The organism is Algoriphagus sp. A40 (assembly GCF_002002735.1).
Classification (GTDB): Bacteria; Bacteroidota; Bacteroidia; order Cytophagales; family Cyclobacteriaceae; genus Algoriphagus.
On sequence record NZ_MUNY01000045.1, the window covers coordinates 244551 to 258020 of the forward strand.

Annotated in this window: 10 protein-coding genes; all 10 read left to right on the forward strand. The window is 43.8% G+C overall.

All coding sequences use genetic code 11. The features are described 5' to 3' along the window. The first annotated feature begins 21 nt into the window (after positions 1-21). The 10 genes from B0E43_RS08540 (at position 22) to fucP (ending at position 13405) form a co-directional block, all read left to right on the forward strand. Positions 22-4743, forward strand: a complete 4722-nt coding sequence (locus tag B0E43_RS08540; protein WP_077348599.1) for a PAS domain S-box protein — start codon at positions 22-24, stop codon at positions 4741-4743. A gap of 6 nt (positions 4744-4749) precedes the next feature. Then, positions 4750-6741 carry an ATP-binding protein gene (locus B0E43_RS08545; protein ID WP_077348601.1) on the forward strand — a complete coding sequence of 664 codons (1992 nt, stop codon included), beginning with the start codon at positions 4750-4752 and terminating at the stop codon, positions 6739-6741. After that, on the forward strand, positions 6734-7168 hold the full coding sequence (locus B0E43_RS08550) for a response regulator (protein ID WP_077348603.1): 435 nt from the start codon (positions 6734-6736) through the stop codon (positions 7166-7168). Before B0E43_RS08545 ends, B0E43_RS08550 begins: the two co-directional genes overlap by 8 nt. After that, positions 7135-8202, forward strand: a complete 1068-nt coding sequence (locus B0E43_RS08555; RefSeq protein ID WP_254423390.1) for a PAS domain S-box protein — start codon at positions 7135-7137, stop codon at positions 8200-8202. The genes B0E43_RS08550 and B0E43_RS08555 overlap by 34 nt, the downstream gene beginning before the upstream one ends. Then, positions 8192-8611: a response regulator gene (locus B0E43_RS08560; protein ID WP_077348607.1), complete on the forward strand. Its 420-nt coding sequence runs from the start codon at positions 8192-8194 to the stop codon at positions 8609-8611. The genes B0E43_RS08555 and B0E43_RS08560 overlap by 11 nt, the downstream gene beginning before the upstream one ends. Positions 8612-8655: 44 nt before the next feature. Then, positions 8656-9414, forward strand: a complete 759-nt coding sequence (locus B0E43_RS08565; RefSeq protein ID WP_077348609.1) for an SDR family NAD(P)-dependent oxidoreductase — start codon at positions 8656-8658, stop codon at positions 9412-9414. Positions 9415-9574: 160 nt separating this feature from the next. Continuing rightward, entirely contained in the window at positions 9575-10438 is an 864-nt protein-coding gene (locus B0E43_RS08570; RefSeq protein ID WP_077348611.1) for a fumarylacetoacetate hydrolase family protein, read from the forward strand. Continuing rightward, positions 10435-11259, forward strand: coding sequence for an amidohydrolase (locus B0E43_RS08575; RefSeq protein WP_077348613.1), 825 nt, complete (start codon positions 10435-10437; stop codon positions 11257-11259). The genes B0E43_RS08570 and B0E43_RS08575 overlap by 4 nt, the downstream gene beginning before the upstream one ends. Positions 11260-11327: 68 nt before the next feature. After that, positions 11328-12098 carry an SDR family oxidoreductase gene (locus tag B0E43_RS08580; RefSeq protein ID WP_077348615.1) on the forward strand — a complete coding sequence of 257 codons (771 nt, stop codon included), beginning with the start codon at positions 11328-11330 and terminating at the stop codon, positions 12096-12098. Further along, on the forward strand, positions 12095-13405 hold the full coding sequence (gene fucP / locus B0E43_RS08585) for an L-fucose:H+ symporter permease (protein WP_077348617.1): 1311 nt from the start codon (positions 12095-12097) through the stop codon (positions 13403-13405). Before B0E43_RS08580 ends, fucP begins: the two co-directional genes overlap by 4 nt. The last annotated feature ends 65 nt before the right edge of the window (positions 13406-13470 follow it).

Genomic DNA, 13470 nt, shown 5'->3' on the forward strand with positions numbered 1-13470 from the left:
TCGCTTTAATTGTTCGAAACAATGGGAATTATTCCCAAATCCACTCCATCCAAACAAGCAGAACTTGTATCCAATCTATTGGAGGAAAACCATGCTCTCCTGCGGGGAATAGAGCTATTGGGTAACATCGGACATTGGGAGATTGAATTGACGACCGGAAAACTAAGATGGTCTGAACAGCTTTTTCGAATCTTCGGACTGGATCCATCCAAAGTCCAACCCTCCAAAGAAATTGGCTTAGCTGCGATCCATCCGGAAGACAGAGAACAAACTTCAGCTGCTTTTCAAAAATCCCTAGAAACCGGAGCTCCCTACAAAATTGAAATGCGGGTCATCAGGCCAAGCGGTGAATTAAGGTATGTGGTCGCTGATGGCACGATGGACCGCCCAGCTCAGGGTACTCCTTTCCGGTTGTTTGGCATATTAAGAGATATTACGGAGGAAAAAATAAAAGAAGAGGAACTTCGAAAATCCAATCTGCAGGTGGAAAACATCCTGAACACCACTCAGGATTTGATTTTTTTGGCTGATGAAAATGGGTATTACCGTAAAGTATCCAAATCCTGTGAAGAAATACTGGGCTATACCCAAGCCGAGCTTTTAGGCAAATCATTCAGAGATTTGATTCATCCTGATGATTTTCAGCCAACTGTCGATAAAAGGAAAGAAATAATGGAGGGAAAAGCATCCTCCAATTTCAAAAACCGCTATTTCAAAAAAGACGGATCAATAATCCATCTCAATTGGTCAGCAAACCTGGACAAAGCTACCAATACTGTTTTTGCCGTCGCCAGAGATGTCTCCCAACTCCTCCAAACCCAAGAAAGCCTCAAGCAGGATAGACAAAAGCTTGCCATCGTAATGGATTCCTCTCCGGAAACGATTTGGGCTTTAGACCGGAATTATAATCTGATTACTGCAAACAACCAGTTTCTCAGATCGATGAAGGAAATAGGAAACTGGGATCTCAAACCAGGCGACAATCTTATATTCAACACCCCATTACCTCCTGAATTTATTCAGGAATGGAAACCTTGGTATGACCGGGCCTTGGCAGGTGAAGCTTTCTCCCTTATTAGAAAAGTCACTTTGCTCAAAAATGGAGGTTATATGGAGGTCAACTTTAAACCGATTTTTGAAGAGGGAAATTTGATAGCTATTGGCTGCTATTCCCTCGATATAACCCATCAAAAAGAAGAGGAATTCCGCATCCAGGAACTTGTAAACAGACTTAAACTGGCCCAAAAAATCGGAAAAATGGGTTATTGGGAATTCAACATTCAGACCGAGGAGATTTATTGGTCAGATGAGGTTTTTGAAATCTGGAATATCGACAGTTCCCTTTTCAGCCCCAATTTTCAACTTTTCTTTAATACTATCCATCCCGAGGACCGGGCGGACTTTCTGATTCACCACAACGATACCCTTACCGGAACTGCCCCGCTTAATGTGGTTCACCGCATCCTTTTACCCTCTGGAGAAATCAAATTTGTACATGAAAAAGGTACTTTGGAGATAGATCCGGAGATGGGAATCCGGCGATATAGGGGGACAGTGCAGGACATTACCCGAGAAAAACTCATTGAAAAAGAACTCCTGGACAGAAATGAATTCATAGAATCCACACTCCGTAATTTGCCTTTGGGGATTGCAGTGAATAAAATCAGCACCGGAGAGGTGACCTATCTCAACCCTTCCTTTAGCCAGATTTATGGTTGGGCTCCAGAGAAAATAATGGACGTCGACACGTTTTTCAACAAGGTCTTCCCAAACCAGGAGTATCGGGAATCCATCAAAAGTCAGGTCATAAAGGATGTACTAAGCGGTGACCTGGAAAAGATGGTTTGGAATAACATCCACATTACCACAGAAAATGGAAAGGAAAGGATAATTTCTGCGAAAAATATCCCTCTTCCCGAACAGGATCTGATGATTTCCACGGTGATTGATGAAACTGACCGGTATTGGGCCGAGCATTCTCTCCGGACAAGCAATGAACGGTTTCACTTGGCAACCCAGGCCGTTTCAGATGCAATATGGGATTGGGATATCAAGAAGAATTCTATCTTTTGGGGCAAAGGCTACCACAGGCTTTTCGGATATCCTGAAGAAATGGAAAAGGTATCCGAGGATCTTTGGCAAACAAAAGTCCATCCGGAAGATCTGCCTGGAATCTGGAAGTCCATACTTGATGCCCGGGCCAACATTCAGGCAAATCGGTGGTCTGGGGAATATCGCTTTATGAAATTTGACGGAAGCTATGCTGTAGTCAAAGAAAACACGGTGATCCTAAGAGGTCCTGATGGCAAACCTGTACGGATGGTGGGGGCTCTTCAGGATATTTCCCTCGAAAAAGAAAAGGAAAACCATCTGAAACTTCTGGAATCGGTGGTAACCAACACCCGGGACGGGATTTTAATCACTGAGGCAGAGCCTGGGCCCGGCGGATACAAAATCATTTATTCCAATGATTCCTTCCTCAAAATGACCGGTTACACGCTGGAGGAAATAATCGGAAAATCACCCACCATCTTTCAGGGGTCGCTCACGGACAGAAAGGTCCTCGACAAGTTGAAACAGGATCTCAGTGAATGGAAGCCTTCCACTGTAGAATTGATCAATTACAAAAAGGACGGCTCCGCTTACTGGGTTAATTTTTCTCTGACTCCGGTAGCGGACCAAAAAGGTTATTTCACCCATTGGATTGCCGTGGAGAGAGACATTTCCGAGCAGAAAAAAAATGAAGCTGCACTGCTCTACAAAACCCGGCTCATAGCGGCCATCGCAGATATCATCCAGTCACTTTTGGAAACCAATGAATGGGAAGAATCTGTGCCCGAATTATTGGGTAAAATGGGAGAAGTCATTGATGCTGATCGCGTCTATCTCTTTAAAAACTTCACTGATCCTGATTCCGGAAAACTTTTTACTCAGCAAATCAAGGAATGGACAAATGGAAAAGTCAGTTCGGAAAAGGATAATCCCGATTATCAGGCCATTCCATTGGAAGATCACCCTACCTTTTTGGAAAAGGCTTTAGCCAGGGAGCCTTTTGCGGTACAAACCAAAGAAACGCAGGGAGCTACACGGAAGATTTTGGAGGAACAGCAAATCAAATCCATTCTCCAGATTCCGATTTTCGTCGAGGGGAAATTTCAGGGATACATCGGATTTGATGATTGTACCCAAGAGCGGGAATGGTCGGATGATGAAATTGGATTTTTGACTTCAGTCACCACCAATCTGGCCTTCGCCATAGAGCGAAAAAGGCACCTTGACAAAATCAGAGTGGCCTATGAAACCAGAAACGAGCTCCTGGAAAGTATCGGAGATTCCTTTTACGCCATGGATAAAAATTACAATGTCACCTATTGGAACAATGTAATTGAGAAACTGACCGGGGTGAAGCGTGAAGAAATCATCGGGAAAAGCATCTGGGAATTTGTAGAAAAAGTCAACGATAAATTCCAAAACGCTTACGATAAAGCATTTCAGGAAAATAAAGCCCAATATTTCGAAACCTATGATTCCTGGGTAAATGCCTGGCTGGAAGTCATGATTTATCCGGCAAACGGTGGCTTGTCTGCAATCATTAAGGATATCTCGGATCGAAAAATGACCGAAAATCAGTTGGCACAATCCAACGAGCGGTTTTCTATCCTCGCCGATTCCACAAACGATGCCATCTGGGATTGGAATATCGAAACCGATGAACACTTCTGGGGTGATGGGTTCAGTAAGCTGTTTGGAATCAACTTGGAATTGGAAGGCAATTCTCCTGAAATCTGGAGAAAAAGGGTTCATCCTGAGGATTTTGAAGCAGTGCAAAACATCCTCTATCAACTCCTCCACCAAAAGGACCAAAACTACTTTGAATCCGAATACAGGTTCCAAAGAAAGGATGGCTCCTATGCCTATGTGATGGATAAAGCTACTTTGATCCGAAACAAAGCCGGCGAACCTATTCGTGTTGTCGGGGCGATGATGGACATCACCCAACGTAAAAATTATGAGGAATCCCTCAAGAAACTGAATGAGGAATTGGCAGTATCCAACCGGGAACTTGAAATTTCAAACAAGGAGCTCGAACAGTTTGCTTATGTAGCTTCCCATGATCTACAGGAACCCCTGAGGATGATTTCCAGCTTTCTGGGTTTGATCGAACGAAAATACAAGGATCAACTTGACGAAAAAGGTATTCAGTATATCCACTTTGCCGTGGATGGTGCCAGGCGAATGAGGGAAATTATTCTCGATTTGTTGGAATTTTCCAAAGTTGGGAATTCATCGGAATCCAAAAAACCGACTAATACCAATGAATTGGTGCACGAAGTCCTCTTGCTGAACAATAAATTAATTCAGGAAAAAAATGCCACCATTCATGTTGGGCAATTGCCTGATATTTATTGCCACTCCAACTCCATTATTCAACTTTTCCAAAACCTAATTTCCAATGGTCTAAAATATCAACCTGCCGGAAAAAAGCCTGAAATAAGAATTAACGGAACTGAATTTGACAACGAATGGCAGTTTTCGGTACAGGATAACGGAATAGGTATTGATCCCGAATTCAAGGATAAAATATTCGTGATTTTCCAGCGACTTCACCAAAAAGATCAGTTCTCCGGCTCTGGAATAGGCCTTGCAATCTGCAAAAAGATCGTTGAATTCCACGGTGGAAAAATCTGGGTGGAATCTTCTTTAGACAATGGCAGTACTTTTTTCTTTACCATTAAAAAATAGCCAGGTTTGAAATTCTCCCAAATAAAAGACAGGATTTTGCTTCAGATGATCTCCAACCCGAAATTGACGGGATGGATAACTTTTTTGGCTATACTGTCTCTTACTACTTTCCTGACATTGGTAGAATACAAACTCAATCTTTCTGAGGAACGGGAGATAGTCAACACCGAGTTGAATAAGTTTGAAAGTCGGTTTACAACTGCCTTAAGCGATGGGATTTCTGCGGCAAAAACCCTGGGATTTTTTGCCCAAAACAAAGATGAAGTCATCCAAAATTTTGAAGAAATCGGAAGGCAGATTTTGGAAAGCAATCCCCAAGTGGATGTGATCGAGTTTTTGGACAGTGGAACAATCGTAGCTGTCTATCCCCTTGTAGGCAATGAGGCAGTTCTGGGATATAATGTATTGAAGGACCCCAAAAACTTCCGGGAAGTAGAAGAATCCATCCGGAGAAAGGACGTTTATTTTTCAGGTCCAATCACCCTGCGTCAAGGAGGCACAGGAATAGTTGGACGATACCCACTGTTTGACGAAGGGAAATTTATCGGGCTTTCCGCGGTCATCATCCATTTTGACAAATTGGTGGAAAGAGCTCTGCAGGACATCCACAACGAGGATAGGTTTATAGTCCAGCTTTCCAAAGTCAATCCAAACACAGGGATTCTGGAAAAATTCGTTTCTTCGGGAGATTCACTAAACTTTTCCGGCTACAAGGCCACAGTTCCGATTGAGGTCGGCAATTGGTTGCTTTCTGTTCAACTCAAAGAAAGTCTTGCATGGTATGACCTGAGATGGTTTATTCTGGGGCGAATTATCCTGTCAGGAATATTTGGGATTGCTGCCTGGAATTTTGCCCGTCAACCCTCACTTTTGATCAAAAAGCTCAATGATAAATCCAAAGAAATTCTTTTGGCAAATGAAAGGTTTGAGCTGGCAACGAGGGCTACTTCAGATGCCATTTGGGACTGGAATTTGGAAACCAATGAAAAATATCGGTCCAGCCAATTTTCGGTACTTTTTGGATATAGCCAAAAGGTACTTGATGATAACAAACAATTCAGGACTGACCTGATCCATCCCGAGGATTTGGAGCGTGTTCAATCCAAACTGCAGGAAACACTATCCGGAGACACCACTTCCTGGGAAATCGAATTCCGAGGCAAGAAAGCTGACCAAACCTATGCCTATGTATCTGAAAAAGGCTATATCATCAGAAATGAACAAGGCAAGGCCATTCGGATGATCGGGGCTACCCAAAACATCACCAAACAGAAACTGGATGAATTGAGCCTTATAGAAGCCAATCAGAAGCTTAGCAATGCCAATGCAGAACTCAAAGCCTTTGCTTCCATGGCATCCCATGACATGCGTGAACCCCTGAGAATGATCAGTTCGTTCATGTCACTTCTGGAGAAAAAATACGGGGCTAGCCTTGATGACAAAGCCCACCAGTACATTTCTTTTGCTATCGATGGAGCAAAGCGCCTTACTTTGTTGATACACGACTTATTGGACTATTCCAAAGTTGGTTTTGACTCCAATTTGATTGAAAGCATCAATACCAAAGACCTTATTCAGGAGGTAATGGCACTTAAATCAGCCCTAATCCAGGAAAATAATGCAACCCTAATTATTGAGGAACTTCCCAATATTAAAGGTGTCAAAATGCCCCTTAGGATATTGTTCCAGAATTTGATCGGAAATGCATTGAAATACAGAAAGCCGGACACCAAACCGGAAATAAAAATTTCAGGAAAGGAAGAAAATGGTTTTTGGAAATTTTCCATAAAGGACAATGGGATAGGCATTGAAGCTGATTATCTTGAGGCGATTTTCGGTATACTAAAAAGGCTTCATCCAAAAGAAAAATACCCCGGTACTGGTATGGGATTGGCTGTTTGTCGAAAAATAATTCTCCAACATGAAGGAAAGATTTGGGCAGAATCCACACCTGGAATTGGAAGTGAATTTTTCTTTACCATAAAAAAACATGAGTAACCTACCTATTAAAATCCTTCTGGTAGAAGATAACGAAGGGGATATCCTCCTCACTACAGAAGCACTTCAAGATTGCAAAGTTGCCAATGAACTCAAAGTCTTGCGTGACGGATGTGAGGCACTCCACTTTTTGCTGACCCAGTCCCGTCACAGTCTGAATGAATTGCCTGATCTGATTCTTTTGGACATCAACCTCCCAAAAAAAACTGGGCATGAAGTGCTAGAAAGTGTCAAAAATCATCCGGATTTAAAACATATCCCAATTATCATTTTGACAACTTCTTCCTCTGAAATGGACATACACCGGGCCTATCAGGACCACGCAAATTGCTACATTATCAAGCCATTGGAGGTCAATGATTTTCTGAATGTCACCTCAAAAATTGAAGAGTTTTGGCTGACCATCGCAAGACTTCCCAGGAACTAAGGCCAATGCGAAAGGATGAAAAAACCTATAACTTTCTGATTGTTGAGGACAATCTGGGAGATTATATTCTGATTGAAGAATACCTTACTGACTATATATTAGACCCAAAATTCCAGCGGGCAGAAACTTTCCAAGAAGCAAGGAATCTCCTCAATGATTCCAATCAAAGGTTTGATATTATATTCCTGGATCTTTCTCTGCCAGACCTTTCCGGGGAAGATCTGATTGTTAGCGTTATAGAATTCGCCAAAGGATGTCCGGTTATTGCTCTCACTGGATTTTCGGATTTGGATTTCAGTATCAGATCACTCTCTCTTGGGGTATCTGACTACCTGCTCAAGGATGAACTCACCTCCATAATCCTTTATAAAAGCATTATATATTCCATTCAGCGGAGCAAATTCACGGATCAAATTCAGAAATCTGAAAAACGGTACAGTGATCTTTTCCATCTGAGCCCGCTACCCATGTGGGTGTATGGTCTGGATGATCTCAAGTTTTTGGATATCAATCAGGCGGCCATTAATCACTATGGATACAGTGAGGATGAGTTTTTAAAAATGAAAATTTCCGAAATCAGGCCGCCAGAAGACATTATTTTGATGGAACAGGCTGTTTCTGCTTTCAAGAGGGGAGAGATTTACCATCCCAAAAGTGTCTTTCGCCACAAAAAGAAAAACGGTGAAATCATCATGGTCGAAGCCACCATCAACCAATTACACTTCAATGGAAGGAATGCCGTATTGGTTTTGGTCAATGACATCACCGAACGGACCAGGTATGTGGAAACCATTGAAAAACAAAACCAAACCTTCAGGGAAATTGCCTGGATTCAATCCCACGTGGTCAGGGCTCCCTTGGCCAGATTGCTTGGATTAGTGAACCTGATGGAAACCGACTTGGAAGATTTGGGCGAAGACAGACCAAATTTGATCCGACACATCAAAGATTCAGCCTTTGAACTTGATCAAATCATCAGAGATATCAGTAAAAAATCAGAAAACATCGAGCGATTGGACAGCTATGAATCCTGAACTGATCCTTGTGGATGACGACAGCGTGCTGTTGTTGGTTCTCCAAAAAATGATCCGGAGGATAAGTCCCGAAAGCCAAATAGACTCATTTTCCTCCGGAAAGGATGCCCTGGATTTTCTTACCAGTAATTCAGATCCAACTAACCCCATATTTCTTTTGGTCGATATTAATCTCAATGATATGAGTAGCTGGGATTTTCTTTCCTTGCTTCAAACCAGGAATCTCCAATACCACAAAATAATCCTGATGACTTCCTCGATCTCCTCTTCCAATTCCGATCTGGCAAGAAAGTACCCGTCAGTGATCGGATTTTTTGAAAAACCCATCACTTTCGAAAATTTTCATCAGATCTTTGAAATGATCAGAAAGGAAAAAAAAGCGCTTACTTTTTCCGTCAAAATGCATTAGTTTGATTTTTGTTTCTGAATTAACTTAGACCCAAACCTATTAAAATGAATTCAAAAACCGTCTTGATTACGGGTGGAGCCAGCGGAATTGGCTTGGCAATGGTGAGAAAGTTTGCCGCTGAAGGCAGCCTGGTTTTTTTTATTGACACCAACCAGGTGGAAGGCACCAAGCTTCAGATCGAAGAACACGAAAAAGGCTTCCATGTAAAGTTTCTCGAAGTAAGCATTGCGGACTACTCCCAGTTGGAAAAATTGGTGCAAACTATTCCTGGTAAAATCGACGTATTGATCAACAATGCAGGGATTTCCCATATCGGAAAAGTAGAAACCACTTCCGAAGAAGACTTTGATCGCCTTTTCCAGGTAAATGTCAAGGGGATGTTCAACTGCATCAAGGCCTGCCTTCCAAAGCTCAAAGAAAACGGAGGCGGGTCTATTTTGAACATGTGCTCGGTTGCCGCTACGATCGGGATACCGGACCGCTTTGCTTATAGCATGACAAAAGGCGCCGCACTGTCCATGACTTTGAGCGTAGCCAGAGATTATGTTCAGGACGGGATCCGTTGCAATTGCATTTCCCCGGGCAGGGTTCATACCCCGTTTGTAGATGGATTTTTGGCAAAAAATTATCCCGGCCAGGAAAAAGAAATGTTCGCCAAGCTGGCAGCTACCCAACCCATCGGAAGAATGGGGACCCCGGAGGAAATCGCCGAACTGGCATACTTTATCAGCTCAGATTCCGGCGGATTTATCACAGGTGCCAATTTTAATATTGACGGGGGTTTTATGGGGTTGAAAATGTGAGGTGATTTGGGATTTACGATTTTTGATTTACGAGATTCATCACACGCATTCACCATTACTCAGCAATTGTGCTTTTGATCCGGGAGTCTTATACTTAGAAATTCTTGGATCTTGCTTCTTGATTCTCATTACTTGATTCTCATTATTAGACAATAAAAACATGAAACTCATTCGATTTGGAGAATCCGGCAAAGAAAAACCCGGAATCCAGGATAAAGAAGGTAAAAACCTTGACTGTTCCTCTTTCGGGGAAGATTGGAATGAAGGCTTTTTAGCAAACGACGGACTGAACAGGCTGAAATCTTGGCTGGAGACAAATCAGAAAGGTCTAAAGGAAATTCCTGTTAATTCTAGGATCGGATCCCCTATTACCCGACCATCCAAGATCATTTGTGTGGGACTCAACTATCGAAAGCATGCCGAAGAAGCCGGAATGGCCGTGCCGGAGATTCCTATCATTTTCATGAAGGCAACTTCTTCCCTTTGCGGGCCTTATGATCCGATTTTTATCCCAAAAAACTCTGTTCAGACCGACTGGGAAGTTGAACTGGCAGTAGTGATCGGCAAGCGGGCCAAATATGTGAGTTCCGAAAATGCTTACGATTATATTGCCGGCTATTGCCTGCACAACGATGTGAGCGAGCGTGATTTCCAGCTCCGGCATGGCGGTCAATGGGTCAAAGGAAAAAGTGCCGACCACTTCGCTCCTCTCGGACCATTTTTGGCAACAAAAGAAGAAATCGCTGATCCGCATCAACTTCGACTTTGGCTCAAGCTGAATGGAAAAATGCTACAGGATAGCAATACTTCGGATCTGATTTTTGATATCCCGACGATTGTCTCCCATATCAGCCAGTACATGACCTTGCTGCCCGGGGATGTGATTTCAACCGGAACTCCAGCTGGTGTAGGTATGGGCTTAAAACCTGAACCGAGATTTCTTGAAAATGGGGATATTGTCGAATTGGGAATTGATGGACTTGGTATTTCCCGTCAGGTAGCTATGAACGATCCAGAGGCATGAGACTCGATTCCCACCAGCACTTCTGGGAATACGATTCAAAGCGTCAGGATTGGATCACTCCGGAGATGAGCCGGATTCGTCGAAATTTCCTTCCAGGGGACCTTTTTCCTTTGCTCCAGGATGCAAAAATCGATGGATGCATCGCTGTGCAGGCAGAAGAAAGCCTTCGGGAAACTGATTTCCTCCTCGATTTAGCAGGTCAGCACGAGTGGATTCGCGGAGTGGTCGGTTGGGCAGATCTGAAAAACGACAAGCTGGATGAACTTCTGGATGACTATTCCGAATCCCAAAAACTGGTAGGCTTCCGTGAGGTGCTCCAATCCAAAGACCCTCGCTACATGCTTCAGGAGGAGTTTATCCGGGGAGTTCAAAAAATCGGTGACAGGGGCTACAGTTATGACATCCTGATTTTCCCGCACCACCTTTCGGCGACTTTAGAATTAGTCAGCAAATGCCCGGACCAACGGTTTGTCATTGATCATTTGGCCAAACCTTATATCAAAGACGGAGAATGGAAAGAATGGAAAAAAGCCGTTGGGCTATTGGCGGAGCGGGAACTGATGCACTGCAAACTTTCCGGAATGATCACCGAGGCAGATTGGAAAAAATGGACTCCCGATCAGCTTTTTCCTTATCTGGAAATCGCCCTGGAATTGTTTGGTCCAGAACGATTGATGTATGGGAGTGACTGGCCCGTATGTCTGCTTGCCGGGGAATATGAAAAGTTTTGGGAGGTAATCGAGCTGTTTACTTCAGCACTTACTAATTCTGAAAAAGCCAGAATCATGGGCGAAACCGCCGCAGAGTTTTACAAAATATAAAACCAAAAACAAGGTCAAAAAGTACACGCAGCCCCCTGCTGACCGAATACTGAGACTGCCTACTGACAATGAACCTAAACCTTGCCAATAAAGTCTTCCTTATCTCTGGTGGAGCCAAAGGAATAGGAGGAGCAATTTCCCGCGTACTGATCGAAGAAGGAGCAATTCCCGTAATGATTGACCCTTCGGAAAAAGAAGGAAAAGAAATCCTGGATCTGGCCAAAGGCAAAGCCCTTCAGATTCCCATCCGTCTTTTTTCACCGGAGCAAGCCAAGGAAGCTGTGGATCTAACCATCAAAACTTTTGGAAGAATCGACGGGGTAGTCAATAATGCCGGTGCCAATGACGGCGTGGGTCTGGAAAAAGGAACTCCGGAAGCTTATGCAAATTCGGTAGCCAAAAACCTCTTTCACTACTACTACTTGGCTCACTATGCGCTGCCGCAATTAAAGGAACACCAGGGTGCCATCGTCAACATTTCCTCCAAAACCGCAGTGACCGGTCAGGGAAATACCTCCGGATACATCTCTGCCAAAGGGGCCCAATTGGCGCTAACCCGCGAATGGGCCGTGGAGCTTCTCCCCTATCAAATCCGCGTCAATGCCATCCTTCCGGCAGAAGTGTACACGCCGATGTACGCAAACTGGATCCAGTCTTTCCCGAATCCTGAAGAAAAACTTGCGGAAATCAATGCCAGGATTCCGCTTGGCAATCGAATGACAACTTCAGAGGAAATCGCATCTATGGCTATTTTTCTCCTTTCCGACAAAGCCTCCCATATCACCGGACAGCATTTATACGTCGACGGTGGTTACACCCATCTTGACCGTTCTTTATGACCCAAAAACCAGCCCTTGTCCCAAAGGAACTCCTCTTTCCTTTTATTCTTATCACCTCCCTTTTTGCCCTTTGGGGCTTTGCAAATGACATCACCAATCCCATGGTGGCGGCATTTAAGCGAGTGCTGGAGCTGAACAACACTCAGGCATCCTGGGTCCAACTGGCATTTTATGGAGGCTATTTCACGATGGCGTTGCCAGCAGCATTTTTTATCAAAAAGTATTCTTACAAAACAGGAGTTCTCCTCGGTTTAGGGCTTTATGCTTTTGGAGCTTGCCTGTTTTATCCGGCTGCCGCATGGGAAAGTTATGGCTTCTTCCTGGCGGCACTTTACATTTTGACTTTTGGGCTGGCATTTCTGGAGACTACTGCCAATCCATACATCCTGTCCATGGGACCTGAGGCCACCGCTACGCAGCGCCTGAATCTGGCACAGGCATTCAACCCCATGGGCGCCTTGGCAGGTCTTTTTGTAGCCAAAACATTTATTCTCAATTCCCTTCATTCCAACAATACAGATGAAAGTGGAAATATCATTTTTGACAGTTTGGATGAGGCTGCAAAAGCTGTCATCCGGACCAACGACCTGATGGTCATCCGAAATCCCTATGTGATGCTCGGGTTGGTGGTGATTGGGATTTTTGTCATGATCTCCATGATCAAAATGCCGGAAAGCAAGGACTCTACCGGGAAAATAAACTTTGGACCTACGATGAAACGGTTGTTGAAAAACAGGAATTTCGTAGAGGGAACCTTGGCTCAGATGTTTTATGTCGGGGCTCAGATCATGATTTGGACTTACATCTACCAATATGCGGAATCGCTAGGCATTAGCACCTTTGATGCTGTTAATTACGCTTATGCCTCCTTGGGTGTATTCCTTGTGGGAAGATGGATTTGTACTTTCCTCCTTCGAATAATGCCTCCAACCAGACTTTTGGCCATTTTTGCGATTTTGGCTATGGGTTTTACCCTGGGAGCTATTTTCATGGAAGGAATGGCGGGACTTTATTCCCTTGTTGGAATCAGCTTTGCGATGTCCTTGATGTTTCCGACGATTTACGGAATTGCACTTGAGGGTTTGGGGGAGGATTCTAAGTTTGCCGCGGCCTATTTGGTGATGGCGATCGTGGGAGGAGCGATTATGCCGACTCTTCAGGGAATGATTTTGGATTTAGGTGGCACGGGCTATACTGATACCCTAATTCTGGGTGTTCCAGAGGTCAATTTCTCCTTCTTTCTCCCCCTGGTTTGCTTTCTAATGGTGTTTTTGTTTGCAGTGAGGGTGAAAGGATTGAAAAATTGAAAAATTTGAAGATTGGAAAATTAAGTTGCAAGGTTGCAAAGTTGGAAGGTGTTTGACATCTCAAC